Below are 20,124 nucleotides of genomic sequence, written 5' to 3'. Positions count from 1 at the left end.
GTGTCCCCAGTTTGCTGATTGGATTAGCGGCGCAGGGGGTTCCATAAGCTCATTTCGGCGGGCTGTTGTTGTTCCTAAGGCATGGCGAGGGTCCGCCGAGGCAGGATCTCGCGCAGACAAAGGCCAAGGCAGATGATCAGGAGGGGCGGAAGGTAGGCCGCGCCAAGCCATCTTTGATCCACAAGATCGGCGAAAGTGTTCAAGGCTTGCAAGCTGCCGCCAAGCCAAAGCGGGGCGAGAACAGCCAGATCGAACGGGCGGACTTTGAAGATGCCGCTGCGCAGAAGAAAAAGTGCAGCACAGGCCAGAAGCGCCCCCTCGTAATACCACAGATAGGGTGCCGACAGCGGGATGGCCATCAGCAACGCCGCTGCCTTGACATCAAAGCTGGCGCGCTCTGACCGCCAGAGCAGGAAGACCGCGGCAGCACAGGCGATGCTGATGGCCCACTGGATGTTCAGGGCCAGAGGCGGAGCCATCCCGAAGAATGTCAACGTGTAGACCGGGCTGATCATCAGGATGATCTGATCAAGCGAGCCGACCACCCGTTCACTGTGCTCTGCCAAGCCCGCCCGCAGAAGCGACCAGTATTCGACGCCGTATACAAGGGTCGGCACGCCATGCAGCACGATGGTGGTCATAATCGCTGCAAAGATCGTGCGCCAAGCGCCCATCGCCAGCAACGCAAAGGGAATCATCACCCCAAGCTGGGGTTTCAGTGTCAGGCAGCCGATGAAGATGCCGGCCAGCACCCAGCGCGAGTCGCGCAGTGCGGCAAGGGCTGCAACCAGCCCGGCCGTCCAGAACAGGCTGTTCTGCCCCAGCATGAGGGTGGGATAATGGGCTGGCGCCAGCGCAACCATCAGCCAGAGTGGCGTGATCCCCGCAACGAATGGCCGGACTGCCAGTGCGATCAACGCCATCGACAGGATGGTCCACAGCAGAAAGGCCGGCATGAAGGAGACCGCGCCGAAGGGCGTGACAAAGACCAGAAAGCCGGGCGGATAAAGCCAGGGCATGTAAGCGTCAACATGGAGGCCATGCACAGCACTGAGCCGCGCAAGGTCGTGGGCGGCAAGCGGCTCGCCGGAGACGGCAAGTTTGCCCGCAGCCCAGAACACCCGGAAATCCACGCTCATCGCCAGAACGTCGGGGTTGGAGGTCAGGATATAGGCCACCACGAGAATGAGGCTTACAAAGGCGCCCGCGCAGATTGCGGTGATGCCACCTGCGTAAAATCCCGTCCGGCTTGAGAAAGGCTGCAGCCGGGCGTCGGCGGCAAGGCGTGTTTGCGTGTCCTGCATCGACTACGCCCCCCAAACCGGTGTGCGGCGGACAGCAAGGTAACGCGACAGGCATAGCGCCAGGCACAGAAGCATGACTGGCGTCGTGACCAGTGCCCAAGGGAATTGCTTGTCCGCGAGGCCCAGAAAAATTCCCATCGATTGCCAGCCGGCACCAAACCACAGTACCGCCAGCAAAAGCCATTGCGATGACGTTCGACCCAGAATTCCCGCACGCACAAGGAACAGTCCGACAAGGGCCATGATCGCAGCTTCGTTGTACCAAGTGACCGGTGCTGCAAGAAAGCTGGCGATCAGAAGGCTCGCAGCCTTTGTGTCAAAGCAGAGCTGCCGCGAGCGCCAGATCAGAAAAACGCAAAAAGCCGCCGCCACGGTCACGACTGCCTGGCCCACGAAAGCGGTTTCCGGATCAAGACCCAGTCGCACAAACATTGCGAACGGACTGGCCGCCAGAATGAGTGTCGGCATCGTGGCGGTGATGTAGTCGCTGTATTCCCCCATGCGCCGGAGGAACAAGGACCAATAGTCCAACCCGGTCCAGATGGTGGGAACTGCCGCAACGATCAAGGCAGTCACGCTTGCGGACAGAACGGTCCACCACAGACCAGCGGCGAGCAAAGCCACCGGGATCAGCAGGCCGTATTGCGGCTTGAGTGTCAGCAGGCCGATGAACACCCCGGCCAGCACCCAGCGATCTGTCCGCAGGGCCGCAAGGGCCGCAACCAGACCGGCAAGCCAGAGCAGGCCGTTCTGTCCCTGAACCAGTATGGGCAAATAGGCGGGGGCAAGGCTGAAGGCCAGCCATGCGACCTTGCTTCCAGCCACAAAGGGACGGATGGCCAAGGCCATGAGGGCAACGGACAACAGCGAAAGGATTGCGAAACCTGTCGTAAAGCCTAAGGCACCAAGTGGGGCGATCAGGAACAGGAACCCTGGCGGGTAGAGCCATGGCATCCAGTATTCGGGATCAACACCGTGGACGGCGGTCAGGCGATCCGTGTCGAAAACGCCCAGAAAGTCACCGTCGAGGGCCATTTGGCCTGCAGCCCAGAACACGCGAAAATCATTGCTCATCGCCCGAGGACCGTCCCCCGAGGTGACGATGGCGCTGACGACAAGGACCAAGAGCGTGCAAAGCAGAGTCAGACCACAGCCGACATACACCACCAGAGCGGCGCGGCTGCTTCCAAGCAGGCGAAGACGCGCGTCTGCCAGGTCCAACTCCCCTTGATCCTGCATCAATTACACCAACACCGCGCCCTTCGATCCGATCACGCCTTGGGTATCGGCATCGCCAAGCAGCATCTCGTTGTGCGGTTTGCCGGACGGGATCATCGGGAAGCAGTTTTCGTGCTTTTCCACCAGGCAGTCAAAGATCACCGGGCCGTCATAGCGCAGCATTTCCATGATCGCGTCGTCCAGATCGGCGGGGCGGTCAACCTTGATGCCCTTGCAGCCGAAAGCCTCGGCCAGCTTGACGAAATCGGGGAGGGATTCCGACCATGATGAGGAGTACCGCTCGCCGTGCAGCAGTTCCTGCCACTGGCGGACCATGCCAAGGCGTTCGTTGTTCAGGATGAACTGCTTGACCGGCGCGCGGAATTGCACGGCGGTGCCCATTTCCTGCATGTTCATCAGCCACGACGCCTCACCGGCGACGTTGATGACCAAGGCTTCGGGGTGGGCGATCTGCACGCCGATGGAGGCGGGCAAGCCGTAGCCCATGGTGCCAAGGCCACCGGAGGTCATCCAGCGGTTCGGGCCTTCAAAGCCAAGGAACTGCGCGGCCCACATCTGGTGCTGGCCGACTTCGGTCGTGATGTAGCGGTCCATCCCCTTGGTCAGCGCCTCAAGCCGCTCCAGCGCGTATTGCGGCTTGATCGTGGTGGTGGAGGGTTTGTAGGTCAGGCACTTCACCGCGCGCCACTGGTCGATCTGCTGCCACCACTTGGCAAGGCCCGCCTTGTTGGTGCGGCTGCCGCGCGCGCGCCACTGGCGCAGCACCTCCTCCAGCACCTTTGCGATGTCGCCGACGATTGGCACATCGACGCGAATGACCTTGTTGATCGACGAGGGGTCGATGTCGATATGGGCTTTCTTGGACCCCGGGCTGAAATCCTTGATCCGCCCGGTGATCCGGTCATCGAACCGGGCGCCGATGTTGATCATGACGTCGCAGCCGTGCATCGCAAGGTTGGCCTCGTACAGGCCATGCATCCCCAGCATCCCGACCCAGTTCTTGCCCGAGGCGGGGTAGGACCCCAGGCCCATCAGTGTGGAGGTGACGGGGAAATCCGTCTCGGCCGCCAGCGCGCGCAGAAGCTGGCTGGCCTGCGGGCCCGAGTTGATGACGCCGCCCCCGGTATAAAGGATCGGGCGTTCGGCGCTTTCGATCAGATCGACCAGCCGGGCGATCTGGGCGGGGTCGCCTTCGGTGCGGGGCTGGTAATGGCTGATCTTGATCTTGTCGGCGGGCGTGTAGTCGGCGGTGGCGAACTGCACGTCCTTCGGGATGTCGATCAGCACCGGGCCGGGCCGCCCGCTCATCGCGACGTGGAAGGCCTGGTGGATGGTTTCCGACAGCTTCGCCGTGTCCTTCACCAGCCAGTTCATCTTGGTGCAGGGGCGGGTGATGCCGACAGTGTCAGCCTCCTGGAAGCCATCGGTGCCGATCATGAAGGTCGGAACCTGACCGGTCAGCACGACCAGCGGGATCGAATCCATCAGCGCATCGACCAGACCGGTGACGGCATTGGTCGCCCCGGGGCCAGAGGTCACAAGCACAACACCGGGCTTGCCGGTTGACCGGGCATAGCCTTCGGCCATGTGGACGGCGCCTTGTTCGTGGCGGACAAGGATGTGGCGAATGTCGTTCTGCTGAAAGATTTCGTCATAGATCGGAAGCACGGCACCGCCGGGATAGCCGAACACGACCTCAACCCCCTGATCCTTGAGGGCCTGGATCACCATCCGCGCACCGGTCATCTGCTTCGACATTTCCATCTCTCCTTCAGCGCAACAAAAAGCCCCCGGAAGTTTCCTTCGGGGGCGCATGGGAACCTGTATGGTCAACCGTTACCGGCCCATGCGCGTCCTTCCTACGATGACAAGAATTCTGGCCATTGGCCTATCCCCTGCATGTTCGGTTGGAACAGTAGGGGCCGATATGCCGGGCGTCAACGGGATTTGCAATCCGAAAATGTCGCAATCGACCGGCATTCTTGAACTATTGTTGCGACAGGCTGTCGCGCTGCGCAACTTTCGCAAGAAAAGGCCCGGCGCAGGGAAAGCGCCGGGCCGGGTCGATGCCTTTGCGGGAAGACTCAGGCCATGAAGTAGATGTAGCCGCCATAGGCCACCAGCAGAAGCGCGCCGGCCACGCGGGGCAGACCGTTCAGCAGGAAGGCGAGCACGGTCAGACCCACCGCAACAGCAGCCGCCACCGGCATGTCGATCGCCGCAAAGCGCGGATCGGCCGGGATCGGCGCCACAAGGGCGGTGATGCCAAGGATGCCGAAGATGTTGAACACGTTCGACCCGACGATATTGCCCACGGCAATCTCGGTCTGTTTGCGGTAGGCCGCGATGACGCTGGTTGCCAGTTCCGGCAGCGAGGTGCCAACTGCAACGATGGTCAGTCCGATCACCGCCTGCGAGATGCCGAAGGCGGTGGCAATCTCGACCGCGCTGTTGACCAGAAACCGCGCGCCGATCACCAGGATGACCAGCCCGCCGATGGTATAGGCCCAGGCCTTGAGCTGGTTTTCCTCGGGCTGGTTCGGCTCGGGATCGATCTTGCCGAAGAAGAACGTGCTGCCGAGAAAGACGAGCAGACCCGCGAACAGGATCGCGCCATAGGTCCGGGTGATCTCTGTGCCCAGAAGCATGGCCCAGAGGATTGCCGTTGCGGCCAGCATGAAGGCAAGGTCGCGCCACATCCGCCGCGCAGGGATTACCAGGGGTGCGATAAGCGCCGAAATGCCAAGGATCAGCAGGATGTTGGCGATGTTGGAGCCGACGACATTGCCGATGGCAATTTCGGGCTTGCCTTCCCAAGCGGCTTGCAAGGACACCAGAAGTTCGGGCGCCGAGGTGCCGAAGCCGACGATGGTCAGGCCGATGACCATGGGCGACAGGTGGAAGTGCCGCGCGACGGCTGACGCGCCGCGGACCAGTGCCTCGCCGCCGAAAAACAGCATGGCAAGGCCGAGAGTGAACAGAAGATAGGTCAAGATGGCTCCCCGATTTGGTTTGGGGGGAGGTTTGTCTGCAGCGCCTCGATTGCAAGGGGCAGGGGGCGGATTTTGCTGCTGCTTTGAACGATGCTGTTACGGTGGGGTCAAGCTGTGGCCGGTTGGTAACACACCGCGTTCAGTTTGTTGCCGTCGGGGTCGCGCACATAGGCGGCATAGAAATTCGGGCCGTACTGCGGGCGCAGGCCGGGCGGTCCTTCGTCGGCCCCGCCATGGGCAAGGGCGGCAGCGTAAAACGCGTCCACCGCCGCGCGGTCGGGAGCAAGGAAAGACACCATGGTACCGTTGCCCACGGTGGCGGGCTGGCCGTCAAACGGCTGGGTCACCCAAAGATGCGGGCCGGGATCGTCCAGCCCCCAGGCGGCGGAGCGATCTTCGGGGTCATAGTCTTCGACCCGCTGATGACCAAGCGGGGTAAGGACGGCATCAAAGAACCGCATCGCGCGCGCAAGATCGTTCGTTCCAAGCGAGACATAGCTGAACATGCAGTCGTCCGATCTGTCTTGAGGTTCGGGGCAATGATTCGCTCAACCTGTGTCTGCGAAAGCTTGGGAGGTTGGCAAGTGTTTGCGATGGTTTGTCAGGGCAGCCTCTGGCAGGCCGTGATAGCGTAAACAGGCGAGCTGTGGGGGATGACTTGACGTTTTGGTAAGGTAACTTGACCAGAATGCAGCGGATAGATGCAGTTTTGGGTTCTCATCTTGAAGAACCTTGGCTAGGGTTCCCATCTGATATGTGCCTAGCGCGGGTCGCGACGAATCCGGGGGGCCAATAGTGGAGGAGTACTGCATGGATCGACGTTCATTCTTGACCAAGGCGTCCGTTGGCGGCGTGGCCGCTGCCGGTGCGGCGACACTGGCCGCCCCGGCCATCGCGCAGGAAGCGCCGACAGTGACCTGGCGGGTCACCTCGTCCTTCCCGAAATCGCTCGACACCATCTATGGTGCGGCCGAAACGATGTCGAAATACGTGTCAGAAGCGACGGACGGCAAGTTCACGCTGCAGATTTTCCCGGCGGGCGAACTGGTCCCTGGTCTGGAAGCCGCCGATGCCGTTTCCGCCGGCACGGTCGAAGCCTGCCATACCGCCAGCTACTACTACTGGGGCAAGGACCCGACCTATGCGCTGGGGACCACGGTGCCCTTCGGCCTGAACTACCGCCAGATGAATGCCTGGCTGTATTACGGCGGCGGCATCGACCTGATGAACGAATTCTTCAACACCCAGAACCTGCACTACCTGCCCTGCGGCAACACGGGCGTGCAGATGGGCGGCTGGTACCGGAAAGAGATCAACTCTCTGGCCGACATGCAGGGCCTGAAGATGCGGATCGGGGGCTTTGCGGGCAAGGTCATCGAAAAGCTGGGAGTCGTACCGCAGCAGATTGCCGGCGGGGATATCTATCCGTCGCTGGAAAAGGGCACCATCGACGCGGCCGAATGGGTCGGGCCGTATGACGATGAAAAGCTGGGCTTCCAGAAGGTCGCGCCCTTCTACTACTACCCCGGCTGGTGGGAAGGCGGGCCGACGCTGTCGACCATGGTCAACCTTGCCAAGTGGAACGAGCTGACGCCGGCCTACAAGGCAATCCTGTCGTCGGCCTGTGAGGCGTCAAACTCCAACATGATGGCGTCTTATGACCACAAGAACCCGACGGCGCTGAAGTCGCTGGTGGCGAACGGGGCGCAGCTGCGGCCATTCCCGCAGGACGTGCTGACAGCCGCCTATGAGGCCGCGCAGGAGGTCTATGCCGAGATCAGCGCCACCAACGCGCCGTTCAAGAAGATCCACGACAGCCAGACCGCCTTCAAGCGCGACGCCTATCTGTGGGCCCAGATCGCCGAGTACAACTATGACGTCTTCATGATGACCCAGCAGCAGGCTGGCAAGCTCTGATCCCGTTAGACCTGAACTGAGACGGCCCCGGGGGAAACCCCGGGGCCTTTTTCATGTCCCGGGCAGGGACGAGGGTTCAGGCCCTTTGATTTCAAGGGCTTGCGCGCATTACTTCAGAAAGTCTTAACCTGTGCCGCACAGAAAAAGGGCCGACCCCGGATGGGATCGGCCCTTGTTTCGTGCGGCCTTGGCGGGCCGGTCAGGGGTTGATGACCGGTGCGCCAAGCTGGGGGGCGCCGGGCAGGGCGGGCAGGCCACCGGGGGCGGGGGCCGGGGCGACTGCGCCACCCCCTTCCGCCGGGGCGCCGAAGTTGGGCACACCAAGCGTCGGAGCGCCAAGCGTGCTGCCGACACCCGTGCCCCCGGGCGGGGCGAGCGGGGCAAAGCCGGGTACGGTGATCTCGATCGTCGAGGGGTCAACCACCGGGCCTTTGTAATGCATCACGATCTGCGGGAAGAAGACCACGATGAAGATCATCGAGACCTGGATGATGATGAAGGGGATCGCGCCCTTGTAGATCTCACCGGTCTTGATCCCGTCCATCTTCTTGCCGGTGACCTTGTCCAGATAGGGCACCTTCGCCGCGACCGAGCGCAGGTAGAACAGGGCAAAGCCGAAGGGTGGTGTCAGGAACGAGGTCTGCAGGTTCACCCCGATGATGACGCCCAGCCAGATCAGGTCGATCCCCAGGGTCTGCGCCGGGGCGATCAGCAGCGGGATCAGCACGAAGGCGATCTCGAAGAAGTCGAGGAAGAAGCCGAGGATGAAGATGATGACGTTGATGACCAGAAGGAAGCCAAGCTGGCCGCCGGGAACACCGGTCAGCAGTTCTTCGACCCAGACATGCCCGTTCACGCCGTAGAAGGTGAGCGAGAACATCCGCGCGCCGATCAGCACGAACATGACGAAGGCCGACAGCCGGGTCGCGGCAAGCAGCGCCGACTGCAGGACCGGGAACTTGAAGCGCCCCTTGGCCCAGGCGAGGATCATGGCCCCCAAGGCCCCCATCGCGCCGCCCTCGGTCGGGGTGGCAAGGCCGATGAAGATGGTGCCAAGCACAAGGAAGATCAGCGCCAGCGGCGGGATCAGCACCATGATGACCTGCTGCGCCAGGCGCGACAGCAGGTTGATGCCCAGATAACGATCCGCCAGCGCGTAGAAGTAAACGACAAGCACGCCGATGGTGGCACCGAGCACGTCGGCATTGTTGCCCCAGTCTTCATAGGCCCAGATGTGCGTGGCATAGCCAATGCCCACACCCACAGCCAGCGCCAGCAACAACGAGGTAACCCCGCCGCCCAGCGTCCGCGCTTCGGGCGGAAGGGCGGGCACGCGGTGCGGCTGGAAGATCGCGATCATGCAGATGTAGCCCATATACATGCCGGTAAGGATCAGGCCGGGGATCATCGCGCCGCGGTACATGTCACCGACCGACCGGCCAAGCTGGTCAGCCAGAATGATCAGCACCAGCGACGGCGGGATGATCTGGGCAAGCGTGCCAGAGGCCGCGATGACCCCGGTTGCCGTCTGCCGGTCATAGCCATAGCGCAGCATGATCGGCAGCGAGATCAGGCCCATTGCGATGACGCTTGCCGCGACAACGCCGGTGGTCGCGGCGAGAAGCGCGCCGACAAGGATGACGGCGAAGGCCAGGCCACCGCGAATCGGCCCGAAAAGCTGACCGATCGTGTCCAAGAGATCCTCGGCCATGCCGCTTCGTTCAAGGATGATGCCCATGAAGGTGAAGAAGGGAATGGCAAGCAAAGTCTCGTTCGACAGGATGCCCCATAACCGCTGGGGCATGGTGCCGAGGAGCGGCCAGTCGAGTGTGATCTCGCCGTTGGAATAGGGGGCAAGCCAGACGCCGATGACGAAGAAGATCAGCCCGTTCGCCGCCAGTGAAAACGCGACCGGGTAGCCGATGAGCAGAAAGATCACCAAGCTTGCGAAGATGATCGGAGCCATGTTGTGGGCAAGAACCTCGATCATTTCTGCACCTCGGTCTTGCGGTTCAGGGCTTCGGCGGCGGCGACTTCGGCGGCCAGTTCCTCAACCTCTTTCAAGGCTTGGTCCTGGGCGGATTGGAAGGGATGGGGATCTTCGATCAGGTCTTGCATGACGGCGATCTTCTTGACGATTTCGGCAAGGCCTTGAAACACCAGCATTATGAAGCCGATCAGCAGCATCGCCCGGGCCGGCCAGATGATCAGGCCGCCTGCGTTGGTGGAAATCTGGCCGGAGTAAAAGGCCTGCACCGTATAGGGCCAAAGCAGCCAGGCCATCAGCACGACGAAGGGCAAGAGGAAGAAGATATGGCCCAGAAGGTCGATCCAGTGCTGGGTCTTGCGGCTGCGGCTGGCGTAGAAGACGTCGATCCGGATGTGTTCGTTCTGTTGCAGCGTGTAGGCGGCGGCCCCCATGAAGGCGGCCCCGAAGAGGTACCACTGCAGTTCCAGCCATGAGTTCGACGACAGGTTGAACAGTTTGCGGCTGATGGCATTGCCGGCACTGACAAGGACGGCAAGGAGCACCAACCAGATCACCGCCTTGCCAATGAAAGCGTTGACGCGGTCGATGCCCCGCGACAGGGCAAGCAATGCCTGCATCCGGTGTTCCCCTCCCCTGGGTGGTCCGCCGTTGGCCGGGTGACCGTTTCAACTGGTAAATTTATTTGGCCAATTACAGCAAGTCATGCCTGCCGGTCAACCCTGTCATGCGTTGGTCGCAGGATGCCCCGAAGGGTCTTGGCACGCAAGTCCGGGTTGCGCCTTGTGGCGTTGCGTCAGGCAGAAACCGGGCCGATCAGGTCCCAGCGGTTGCCGAAAGGGTCACGCCAGACGGCAACGGTGCCGTAGGGTTCATGCCGGGGTGCTTCTTCAAAAACGACGCCTGCGGCAGTGAAGGCGGCATGGTCGCGGGCGAAGTCATCGGTCTGCAGGAACAGGAAAACCCGGCCCCCGGTCTGGTTGCCGATGGCGGCGGTCTGGCGGTCGCCCTCGGCCTTGGCGAGCACCAGCCGCGCCCCACCGCCCGGGGGTTCGACCGTGACCCAGCGCTTGGGGCCTTGGGGGATGTCCTCGGTCAGCCGGAAGCCCAGCTTGCCGACGTAGAAGGCGATTGCGCTGTCATAGTCGGGCACGACCAGAGCAAGGGCCGAGATGTGGGGGGCCAAGGTTATGCCACGGCTCAGGCGCCGGTCCAGGGTTCCTGCGGGCGGCGGGATGTGCCCTGGCCATCGCCACGGGTGTCGGGAAGGTTGATGCGCGCGACCTGTTCGGCGATGGGATCCACGGACAGCGGGTGCAGTTCGGCGCGGTGGCTGGCGGGGTCGCCCATCGGACGCCATTCGCCGGCCTTGTAGATCTCCAGCGCGGAGAACCCGGCCTTGTAGCCCATCTTGCGGCTGCCGGGGACCCAGTAGCCAAGGTAGACGTAAGGCAGGCCGGCGTCCCGGGCGATGGCGATGTGGTCAAGGATGACATGGGTGCCAAGGCTGAGGTCGGCGAGGTCGGGGTCGTAGAAGCTGTAGACCATGGAAAGGCCGTCGTCGAAGACATCGGTCAGGCAGACGGCGGCGAGGGGGCGGCCACGTTCATCCTCGGCTGGGGGGCGGGTGTATTCGATGACGCGCGATTTGATCGGCGTCTCTTCGATCATCGCGGCGAATTCGAAGATGTCCATGTCAGCCATCCCGCCATCGGCGTGGCGGCGGTCGAGGTAGCGGCGGAAGAGGGTGAACTGATCTTCGGTCGCCCAGGGGCTGGTGGCGTTGCGGCGCAGCGTGCTGGCCCGTTTCAGGATGCGGCGCTGCGAGCGGGAGGGGACGAAGTCGGCCACCCGGATGCGCGCGGACAGGCAGGCGGAGCATTCGGCGCAAGAGGGGCGGTAAAGCACGTTCTGGCTGCGGCGGAAGCCCTGCTTGGACAGGGTGTCATTCAGCTTTTGCGCATGTTCGCCCTGCAGCGCCGTGAACAGCTTTCGCTCCATCCGGCCCGGGAGATAGGGGCAGGGCTGGGGGGCCGTGACATAGAACTGGGGGGCGAGGGGAAGGGTATGGCGCATCGGGACCGGCACAGAACAAGGTGACGAAAGCCTAGCAAGCCTGCAGCGTTCCGCCAAGCGCTGTCTCGTTTTTGTAACAGAACCCCCTTGCGAGGTGAAAGGCGGCCCACCCCGCAGCGTGCGGGATGGGCCTTGCGGATCAGTATTCGCCGGGGCGGGCTTCACCCGCAGGCTTGGCGGCAGTGTCGCCTTTGGCGGAAGGAGATGTATCCTCGGCCCCATCTTCACCAGTCTCCCGGGAAGCGGTGCTGCGGGCGCGGTCTTCCATGAAGGCGTCAAACTCTGACTTGTCCTTCGAGGTCCGCAAGCGCTGCAGGAAGGCTTCAAAAGCCGCCTGTTCCTCTTCCAGACGGCGCAGCGCCTCGGCCTTGTAGCTGTCGAAGGCATGGTTGCCGGTGGCAGAACCAACGCGATCTGCGTGGCGGGTCCAGCTTTGGTCATTACGGTGGCGGCTTTGGCCGCAAGAGCGTGCGAACATCTGTTTTCCCCAGATCATGTAGGCAAGAAGTGCAAGGCCGATGGGCCAGAACAGAACGAAGGCAAGGACCATCGCGGCGATCCAGCCCTTGCGGCCGTACTGGTCGAGCCAGGCCTCGGCGCGGCGGAGGGTGGTGCGGAACCCGCCGGTCCGGGCGGTTTCGGAGTAGGTGTGCATGGGCGCGTCTCCTGGTGGTGTGATGTAAATGATCTTCACATGATGCAAGATGCGATGTCAGGGCCTGTCCTTCAAGGGGTAATGTAAAAGTATTTTACATGGGGGCGTTCCGTCAACGGCGGCTGCAAAGCGGAGCGGCGTTCCGCCGCAAGACTTTTGTCTCGCCCGCTGCACCAAGGTGCAGCAGGCTTGGCCACACGCCTCCGGCGGGAGTATTTGGAAAAGAGCAATTTGGGGGTTGGCAGGCAGATGGTTGACCGGTCGTGTCTGCGCGGCGCAAGGTTTGTGGCATGAGCCTTGCCCGCCGCATCACCCGCCAGCCGATCGCCTTCGACCCTGCTGCCGCGGCAGACCTGCGGTCTTGTCTGCCTGACCTTGGGCCGGAAGTGAGCGGGCTTTTGGCTGCCACGGCAGGGTGCAGCCCCTATCTGCGTGGCCTGATACTGCGCGAGGCGGGCTGGCTGGAGGAAGCGGTGGCCGACCCCGAGGCGGCGCTGGAGGCGGTGCTGGCCGGGCCCGGGGCTGCTACGTCCGAGACCTTGCCGGGGGCCCTGCGGCAGGCCAAGCGGCGGGTGGCGCTGCTTGCGGCGCTTTGCGACCTTGGCGGTGTCTGGCCCTTGGAGGTGGTGACCGGAGCCTTGACGCGGTTGGCCGACCGGGCGGTGCATCTGGCCTTGACGGTTGAGGTTGGCGAGGCGATCCGCCGGGGCAAGCTGCCGGGCGCCACGCCGGAGGATGCGGCGACGGCAGGGGGCATGGTGGCGCTGGCCATGGGCAAGATGGGGGCGGGGGAGCTGAACTATTCCTCGGACATCGACCTGATCTGCCTGTTTGACGAGACCCGCTATGAGGGTGTCGAACAGGAGGCGCGGGCGGTCTTCATCAAGGTTGCCCGGCGGCTGACGGCGATCTTGTCGGATGTGACGGATGGCTATGTCTTTCGCACCGATCTGCGTCTGCGCCCCGATGCCAGCGTGACCCCGGTCTGCCTGTCGATGGCCGCGGCCGAGGCCTATTACGAGGCGGAAGGCCGCACATGGGAGCGGGCGGCCTATATCAAGGCGCGGCCCTGTGGGGGGGATCTGGCGGCGGGGGAGCGGTTCTTGCGGACCCTGACCCCCTTTGTCTGGCGCAAGCATCTGGATTTCGTGGCGATCCAGGACGCGCATGACATGCGCCTGCGGATCCGCGATCACCGTGGCCTGCATGGGCCGATCACCATCGAAGGTCACAACATGAAGCTGGGGGCGGGTGGCATCCGCGAGATCGAGTTCTTCACCCAGACCCGTCAGCTGATTGCCGGGGGACGGGACCCGGACTTGCGCGACCGGACCACTGTCGGCGGACTGGCGGCGCTTGCCGGGAAGGGCTGGGTGCCGCCCGAGGTTGCCGAGGAGCTGACCGACCTCTACCGCGCCCACCGCGAGGTGGAGCATCGGTTGCAGATGGTGAATGACGCGCAAACCCACCTGATGCCGCCAACGCCTGAGGGCGTGGCCCGCATCGCCGCTTTTTGCGGGCAGAACGAAGCCAGCTTTCGCCGCGATCTTCTGGACCGGCTGCAGCGTACCGACCGGCTGACTGAAGGGTTCTTTGCGCCGGGCGAGGCGGAGGCGGGGCCGGAGCTGACGGAAACCGCGCGGGCGATCACGCGGGGCTGGGAAAGCTATCCTGCGCTGCGGTCAGACCGGGCGCGGGCGATCTTTCGACGGTTGCGCCCCCGGCTGTTGCACGAGTTGGACCGCGCCGCCCATCCGGACGAAGCGCTGGTTGCCCTGGACGGGTTTCTGGCGGGCCTGCCATCGGGTGTGCAGATCTTCGCGCTGTTCGAGGCCAATCCGCAGCTGGTGGCATTGATCATCGACATCGCCGGGTCAGCGCCCGGGCTGGCGCGCTATCTGTCGCGCAACGCGGCGGTGCTGGACGGGGTGATCGGCGGCAGCTTCTGGGGCCTGTGGCCGGGGGTGGCTGGCTTGCGCGCGGAACTTGCGGCACGGCTGGGTCTGGCTGCGGATTACGAGGCGCGGCTGGACATGGCCCGGCGCTGGATGAAGGAATGGCATTTCCGGGTGGGCGTGCACCATCTGCGCGGGCTGATCGACGGGTTCGAGGCGGCCAAGCAATATGCCGATCTGGCCGAGGCGGTGGTGTCGGAGCTTTGGGCGCTGGTCACTGCCGATTTCGCCCGCAAGCATGGGGCGATGCCGGGGCGCGGGGCGGTTGTGGTCGGCATGGGCTCGATCGGGGCGGCGCGGTTGAATGCGGGGTCGGATCTGGACCTGATCGTCATCTATGACGCGGATGGGGTGGAAACCTCGGACGGGCCGCGGCCCCTTGCGACCCGGCCCTATTACGCGCGGCTGACGCAGGCCTTGGTCACCGCCTTGACGGCGCAGATGCCGGAGGGCCGGCTTTACGAGGTCGACATGCGGCTGCGCCCCTCGGGTCGGCAGGGGCCGGTGGCGACCAGCTTGCACAGCTTCACCACCTATCAGGAGACCGAGGCCTGGACCTGGGAGCACCTTGCGCTGACGCGGGCGCGGGTGCTGGCGGGAGACGGCGCGCTTGGGGCCGAGGTGGAGGGGTTCCGCCGGACGCTGCTGGCCGCCAAGGGGACGGGCGCCAAGGTCCGTGGCGATGTGGCGGCCATGCGGGCGCGTCTGCAGGCGGCCAAACCGGCGCAGGGGGTCTGGGACGCACGGAATGGCGCGGGCCGGTTGATGGATATCGAGCTTGCGGCGCAGACGCTGGCGCTGCTGACGGGCAGTGCGGCGCGAGGTGTGGAACGCCAGATAGGGGCGGGGCTTGGCCGCCATATGCCGCAATCGGACGCGCAGGCGCTGCTTGCCGCCTACAGGCTGCTGTGGCGGTTGCATGCGGCCTCACGCCTTTTGACCGAGGGCGCGCTGGAGATGGATGGCATCGGAGAAGGCGGGCGGGCGTTTGTCCTGCACGAGACGGGGGCTGCGACCGTTGACGCGCTGGCAGCCGAGGTTGCGGCGGCAGTGGTTGCAGCGGCAGAGGCGATTGACCGGCTGGTCGGCACGGATGAGGCCGCCGGAGTTTCCGGGGGCAAGGATGGGGAGACGGGCGATGAACCTGACTGAGGCCGACCCGAAGGGTCTGGTGCGGGAAAGCTACCGGATCGACGGGATCAGTGCTGCGGAATGCCGGTCGATCTTCGTCGACTGGGCGTTGTCGCTGCCTGCGGGGCTGTCGGTCCCCGACGCGGCGCGGGCGTTGATCGCCGCCTATGGGCAGGGGGGCCAGCGCATCCGATGACAGCGGTTCTGGCCGAGGCGCTGACATTGCCCGACCAACCCCGTCGCCGGGGGGGACGGGCCGCCCGGCAGGGCATCAACGGCTGAGCGTCGCTGCCTCGCGGGCAAGACGGGTGATCTCGGCCCAGTCGCCGCGCGCCATCGCGTCCTTTGGCGCGACCCAGCTGCCGCCGACGCAAAGGATGTTTTTCAGCGCCAGATAGTCCGGCGCAAGCTTCAGGCTGATCCCGCCCGTCGGGCAGAAACTGACCTGCGGGATGGGTGATCCGATCGACTTGAGGTACGCCGCCCCCCCGGCCTGTTCGGCGGGGAAGAACTTCTGGACCGTGTAGCCCTTTTCCAGCAGCGCCATGATCTCGGACGCCGTCGCCGCGCCGGGCAGCAGGGGCAGGCCCGCATCCTCACAGGCGGCGATCAGCCGGTCGGTCGCGCCCGGGCTGACGCCGAATTTGGCACCTGCCGCCTTGGCGGCCTTCACATCGGCGGGTGTCAGGAGCGTGCCGGCCCCGACCACCCCACCCGGCACCTCGGCCATGGCCCGAATGGCGTCGAGCGCTGCGGGGGTGCGCAAGGTCACCTCAAGCGCGGGCAGGCCACCGGCGACCAGAGCCTCGGCCAAGGGGCGGGCATGGGCGAGATCGTCGATCACAAGGACCGGGACCACGGGGGCAAGGCGGCAGATTTCGGCGGCCTGGCGGGATTGTTCGGCGGGGGTCATGGGTCAGGCTCCTTCAAGGCCCCGGCGGCGGGGATGCGGATGGGTCGGAGCCTCCGGCGGGGATATTTGGGCCAGAATGAAAACGCAAGAGAGGGGAGGGGCTGACCCCCCACCTCGGGCCCGATTGCGCGGGGGGAGGCAGGGGGCCTTTCACACTGGACGGTCATCGGCGTCCCCGCCTGTACCGTACTTCCAGTCTGCTCTCCAAGCCTTTCATTCTGGTTAAAATATCCCCGCCGGAGGCGCAGGTTGATCGAAGGGCGTTCCGGTCTAAAGGACCAGCGCCGCCCCGGTATCGGCAGAGCCTACGTTGCGGCGGAAGGCGGCGAAAAGCTCGCGTCCGATCCCGTGTTCGTTGGCCGAAAGGTCGGCGGTCACTGGCACCCGGCTGTCGAAATCGGGGACAAGGGCGGTCAGCGTGCCTGCGTCGGCGTCAAGCCGGACAAGGTCGCCGTCGCGGAGGCGGGCGAGGGGGCCACCACAGGCGGCCTCGGGGGCGACATGGATCGCGGCCGGGACCTTGCCCGATGCGCCCGACATCCTGCCATCGGTGACAAGCGCCACGCGAAGGCCCCGGTCTTGCAGGATGCTGAGCGTGGGCGTCAGCGAGTGGAGTTCCGGCATCCCGTTGGCTTGCGGGCCCTGAAAGCGGACGACGACGATGGTGTCCGTCGTGAACTCCCCCGCCTTGAAGGCGGCCTTCACGGCATCCTGGGTGTTGAAGATGCGGGCGGGGGCTTCGATCACATGGCGGTCAGCTGCGACGGCAGAGATCTTGATGACCCCGCGCCCGAGGTTGCCTGCCAGTTGCCTCAGGCCACCTTGCGGGGCGAACGGGTCGGCGGCGGGGCGCACGATCTTTTCGTTGAGACTCGCCTTCGGACCATCGCGCCAGGTCAGGCGGCCGTTGTCCAGAACGGGTTCTTGCCGGTAGAGCGCCAGCCCGTCCCCGGCGATGGTCTTGGCGTCGGGGTGGAGGAGCCCGGCATCCAGCAGCTGGCTGATCAGGAACTGCAGGCCCCCGGCGGCGTGGAAGTGGTTCACGTCGGCCAGACCGTTGGGGTAAACCTTGGCCATCAGCGGCACGGCTTCGCTGAGGTCGGCGAAGTCCTGCAGGTCGAGCAGCACCCCACTGGCGCGTGCCATGGCGGGGAGGTGGAGGACGAGGTTGGTGGACCCGCCCGTGGCCATCAGCCCGACGATGCCGTTGACATAGGCGCGTTCGTCCAGGATTTCGCCCGCCGGGCGGAAGTCATTCCCCAGTGCGGTGATCGCGGCGGCGCGGTGGACGGCGGCGGTGGTCAGCGCCTCCCGCAGGGGGGTGCCGGGGTTGACGAAGCTGGTGCCGGGCAGGTGGAGGCCCATGAACTCCATCAGCATCTGGTTGGTGTTGGCGGTGCCGTAAAAGGTGCAGGTGCCGGGGCCGTGGTAGCTGGCCATCTCGGCGGCCATGAGTTCCTCCCGCGTGGCCTTGCCTTCGGCATAGGCGTTACGGACGCGGGATTTTTCGTCATTAGGGATGCCGGAGGGCATGGGGCCTGCAGGCACGAAGACCGCCGGGATATGGCCAAAGGTGGCGGCGGCCATGATGAGACCCGGCACGATCTTGTCGCAGACGCCGAGGTAGAGGGCGGCGTCAAAGCAGTTGTGGGAAAGCGCGACGCCTGCGGCCAAGGCGATCACGTCGCGGGAAAAGAGCGACAGCTCCATCCCCGGCTGGCCTTGAGTCACACCGTCGCACATGGCTGGCACGCCGCCTGCGACCTGCACCGTCGCGCCCGATGATTTGGCGGCGGCGCGGATGATGTCGGGGTAGCGCTCGAACGGTTGATGGGCGGAGAGCATGTCGTTGTAGGCGGTCACTATGCCGATGTTGGGCACCTTGGCCGCTGCCAGCGCGCCCTTGTCCGATCCCATTGCGGCATAGGCATGGGCCTGATTGCCGCAGCTGAGATGCGCGCGGACCGGTCCTGCCGACACTGCCTTGGCCATCCGGTCCAGATAGGTGCCCCGGCTGGCTTCGGACCTTGCACGGATGCGGGCGGTGACTTGGGCGATGGTGGGGTGCAGCGACATGATCCCTCCGAAAGGTTGCAGGGGGTGTGTAGCAGAGTCTGTTAGCGCTAACAAGCGGCGCCAACGCGCCGGGGCAGCTTCTGGCTTCCGCAAGCGCCGGGAACCCGGTATGGGACGGTCATGGATGATGATAGCCCGAACCCCCGCCAGATGCCAACCGTCCGCCTCAAGCCCAAGGCCGAGGCCCGGGCGATCCGCCATGGTTTTCCATGGGTCTATGCCGATGAGCTGGTGACCGACCGGCGCACGCAATCGCTGGCCCCCGGCGCGCTGGCCGTGCTGGAGGATGGCGAGCGGCGGCCTTTGGGGCTGGTCACGGTCAACACCAAGTCGAAGATCATTGCCCGGATGCTGGACCGTGATCCTGACGCGGTGGTCGATCAGGCGTGGTTCGAGGGGCGTCTGGCGCGCGCGTTGGCACACCGGTCGCGGCTTTACCCGCAGCCGTTCTACCGGCTGGTGCATGCCGAATCCGATGGTCTGCCCGGCGTGGTGATCGACCGCTTTGGCGACGTTGCCGTCGTGCAACCCAATGCCGCCTGGGCCGAGGCGCATCTTGACGCGCTTGTCGCGGCACTGGTGGCGGTGACGGGGGTGACCACGGTCATCAAGAACGGGCAGGGCCGGGTGCGGGGGCTGGAGGGGCTGGCCGAGGAAATGGCGGTTGTTCATGGTGCCGCTCCGGCAGGGCCGGTGCAGGTGCCGATGAACGGGGCGGTCTATATGGCCGACCTGATGGGTGGGCAGAAGACCGGGCTGTTCTTTGACCAGCGCGAAAACCACGCCTTTGCCGCGTGTCTGGCCAAGGGGGCCGCCGTGCTGGACCTGTTTGCCCATGTCGGCGGGTTCGGGCTTGCCGCCCTTGCCGGGGGTGCGGCCCGTGCGTTGGCGGTTGATGCTTCGGCTCCGGCGCTGGCGCTGGCCGAGGCGGGGGCAGGGGCTTCGGGCTTTGGCGACCGGTTCAGCACGCGGCAGGGCGATGCCTTTGACGTGCTGGAAAGCCTTGGCACCGAAGGCGCGCGGTTTGATGTGGTGATCTGCGACCCGCCGGCTTTTGCGCCCGCAAAACCGGCGCTGGAGGCGGGACTGCGCGCCTATGAGCGGATCGCAAGGCTGGCCGCGCCGTTGGTGGCCCCCGGCGGATACCTTGTCTTGTGTTCCTGCAGCCATGCGGCGGACCTGCAGGCGTTTCGCAACGCTTGTGCCCGAGGTATTGGGCGCGGTGGGCGGCGGTCGCAGCTGATCTACACCGGTTTTGCCGGGCCGGACCATCCGGTGTTGCCGCAATTGGCGGAGTCGTCCTACCTCAAGGCTTTGGCGTTCCGGCTGGACGGATGAAGGCTGTCCTTGACGCCTGCGTGCTGTACCCGACGGTCCTGCGCGAGATCCTGCAGGGCGCGGCGGAAGCGGGGCTGTACGAGCCGGTGGTGTCCGACCGCATCTTGCGGGAATGGGTACTTGCCACGGCCAAGCTTGGCCCGGAGGCACCAACGATAGCGGCAGGCGAGGCGGCCAGTTTCCGCGCGGCCTTTCCCAAAGCCGTCACCCGCGAACGGCCCGAGATCGAGGCGCGCTTGCTGTTGCCCGACCCCAATGACGTGCATGTGCTGGCCACGGCCATTGCCAGCGGTGCCGATGCCATCGTGACGTTCAATGCGCAGGACTTTCCGGGCCATGTGCTGGCCAGCGAAGGCATCGCCCGGCGCGACCCGGACGGGTTTCTGTGGGAGCTGCAGTCAGGCAACCCCGACGCGATGGCGCGTGTGGTCGAAGCTGTGCGTGCGAAGGCCGAGGCCATCTCGGGCCAGCCCATTGCCCTGAAGGGGCTTTTGAAGCGGGTGCGGCTTTACCGGCTGGCCAAGGCCATGGCGGATTGAC

The 20,124-nt window shown here is 64.8% G+C and carries 17 protein-coding genes and 1 pseudogene; 6 read left to right on the top strand and 12 right to left on the bottom strand.

The genetic code is table 11. The annotated features are described in order from the left end of the window. Positions 1–74: 74 nt before the first annotated feature. The 3 genes from EI545_RS01070 to EI545_RS01060 are packed head-to-tail and all read right to left on the bottom strand — an operon-like array spanning position 75 to position 4,301. On the bottom strand, positions 75–1,304 hold the full coding sequence (locus tag EI545_RS01070) for a glycosyltransferase family 87 protein (protein ID WP_125323744.1): 1,230 nt from the start codon (positions 1,302–1,304) through the stop codon (positions 75–77). A gap of 3 nt (positions 1,305–1,307) precedes the next feature. Next, positions 1,308–2,525 carry a glycosyltransferase family 87 protein gene (locus tag EI545_RS01065; protein ID WP_164517175.1) on the bottom strand — a complete coding sequence of 406 codons (1,218 nt, stop codon included), beginning with the start codon at positions 2,523–2,525 and terminating at the stop codon, positions 1,308–1,310. A gap of 21 nt (positions 2,526–2,546) precedes the next feature. Then, positions 2,547–4,301 (bottom strand): acetolactate synthase 3 large subunit, encoded by a 1,755-nt coding sequence (locus EI545_RS01060; protein ID WP_125323742.1) that lies wholly within the window; start codon positions 4,299–4,301, stop codon positions 2,547–2,549. A 169-nt stretch (positions 4,302–4,470) separates the two neighbouring features. On the opposite strand from EI545_RS01060, the gene EI545_RS21265 reads away from it, so the two are divergent. Next, positions 4,471–4,638: a hypothetical protein gene (locus tag EI545_RS21265; protein WP_164517174.1), complete on the top strand. Its 168-nt coding sequence runs from the start codon at positions 4,471–4,473 to the stop codon at positions 4,636–4,638. Here EI545_RS21265 and EI545_RS01055 read toward each other — a convergent pair. Next, on the bottom strand, positions 4,628–5,536 hold the full coding sequence (locus EI545_RS01055) for a calcium/sodium antiporter (RefSeq protein ID WP_125323741.1): 909 nt from the start codon (positions 5,534–5,536) through the stop codon (positions 4,628–4,630). The genes EI545_RS21265 and EI545_RS01055 overlap by 11 nt on opposite strands. A gap of 107 nt (positions 5,537–5,643) precedes the next feature. Then, positions 5,644–6,042: a VOC family protein gene (locus EI545_RS01050; protein WP_125323740.1), complete on the bottom strand. Its 399-nt coding sequence runs from the start codon at positions 6,040–6,042 to the stop codon at positions 5,644–5,646. 304 nt (positions 6,043–6,346) lie between these two features. Here EI545_RS01050 and EI545_RS01045 point away from each other — a divergent pair, with 304 nt between their 5' ends. Next, positions 6,347–7,453 carry a TRAP transporter substrate-binding protein gene (locus EI545_RS01045; RefSeq protein WP_125323739.1) on the top strand — a complete coding sequence of 369 codons (1,107 nt, stop codon included), beginning with the start codon at positions 6,347–6,349 and terminating at the stop codon, positions 7,451–7,453. A gap of 199 nt (positions 7,454–7,652) precedes the next feature. On the opposite strand, the gene EI545_RS01040 is transcribed toward EI545_RS01045, so the two are convergent. The 5 genes from EI545_RS01040 to EI545_RS01020 form a co-directional block, all read right to left on the bottom strand. Beyond that, a complete protein-coding gene (locus EI545_RS01040; protein ID WP_125323738.1) occupies positions 7,653–9,443 on the bottom strand; it encodes a TRAP transporter large permease in 1,791 nt (596 codons plus the stop codon). Next, positions 9,440–10,060 (bottom strand): TRAP transporter small permease subunit, encoded by a 621-nt coding sequence (locus EI545_RS01035; protein WP_125323737.1) that lies wholly within the window; start codon positions 10,058–10,060, stop codon positions 9,440–9,442. Before EI545_RS01035 ends, EI545_RS01040 begins: the two co-directional genes overlap by 4 nt. A gap of 176 nt (positions 10,061–10,236) precedes the next feature. Beyond that, positions 10,237–10,626, bottom strand: coding sequence for a VOC family protein (locus tag EI545_RS01030; RefSeq protein WP_174258165.1), 390 nt, complete (start codon positions 10,624–10,626; stop codon positions 10,237–10,239). A gap of 14 nt (positions 10,627–10,640) precedes the next feature. After that, positions 10,641–11,516: an arginyltransferase gene (locus tag EI545_RS01025; RefSeq protein ID WP_125323735.1), complete on the bottom strand. Its 876-nt coding sequence runs from the start codon at positions 11,514–11,516 to the stop codon at positions 10,641–10,643. A 139-nt stretch (positions 11,517–11,655) separates the two neighbouring features. Then, the gene (locus EI545_RS01020; protein ID WP_125323734.1) at positions 11,656–12,171 is read right to left on the bottom strand and encodes a DUF2852 domain-containing protein; all 516 of its coding nucleotides are present in this window, start codon (positions 12,169–12,171) and stop codon (positions 11,656–11,658) included. A 290-nt stretch (positions 12,172–12,461) separates the two neighbouring features. On the opposite strand from EI545_RS01020, the gene EI545_RS01015 reads away from it, so the two are divergent. Beyond that, positions 12,462–15,278, top strand: coding sequence for a [protein-PII] uridylyltransferase family protein (locus tag EI545_RS01015; protein WP_125323733.1), 2,817 nt, complete (start codon positions 12,462–12,464; stop codon positions 15,276–15,278). Continuing rightward, positions 15,265–15,539, top strand: a pseudogene (locus EI545_RS01010) (hypothetical protein). Before EI545_RS01015 ends, EI545_RS01010 begins: the two are co-directional and overlap by 14 nt. Here the strand turns inward: EI545_RS01010 and eda are convergent. After that, positions 15,529–16,170 (bottom strand): bifunctional 4-hydroxy-2-oxoglutarate aldolase/2-dehydro-3-deoxy-phosphogluconate aldolase, encoded by a 642-nt coding sequence (eda, locus tag EI545_RS01005; RefSeq protein WP_125323732.1) that lies wholly within the window; start codon positions 16,168–16,170, stop codon positions 15,529–15,531. The pseudogene EI545_RS01010 and the gene eda sit on opposite strands and share 11 nt — an antisense overlap. Positions 16,171–16,440: 270 nt before the next feature. After that, positions 16,441–18,246, bottom strand: a complete 1,806-nt coding sequence (gene edd / locus EI545_RS01000) for a phosphogluconate dehydratase (protein ID WP_125323731.1) — start codon at positions 18,244–18,246, stop codon at positions 16,441–16,443. 120 nt (positions 18,247–18,366) lie between these two features. Here edd and EI545_RS00995 point away from each other — a divergent pair, with 120 nt between their 5' ends. Together EI545_RS00995 and EI545_RS00990 are read left to right on the top strand one after the other, a co-directional pair. After that, positions 18,367–19,584: an RSP_2647 family RNA methyltransferase gene (locus EI545_RS00995; protein WP_164517173.1), complete on the top strand. Its 1,218-nt coding sequence runs from the start codon at positions 18,367–18,369 to the stop codon at positions 19,582–19,584. Then, the gene (locus EI545_RS00990) at positions 19,581–20,123 is read left to right on the top strand and encodes an RSP_2648 family PIN domain-containing protein (RefSeq protein WP_125323730.1); all 543 of its coding nucleotides are present in this window, start codon (positions 19,581–19,583) and stop codon (positions 20,121–20,123) included. Before EI545_RS00995 ends, EI545_RS00990 begins: the two co-directional genes overlap by 4 nt. The last annotated feature ends 1 nt before the right edge of the window (position 20,124 follow it).

It is taken from the genome of Tabrizicola piscis (assembly GCF_003940805.1).
Taxonomy (GTDB): domain Bacteria; phylum Pseudomonadota; class Alphaproteobacteria; order Rhodobacterales; family Rhodobacteraceae; genus Tabrizicola; species Tabrizicola piscis.
Note: the sequence above shows the minus strand (reverse complement) of the source record. Positions and strands in the feature narration are given on the sequence as shown.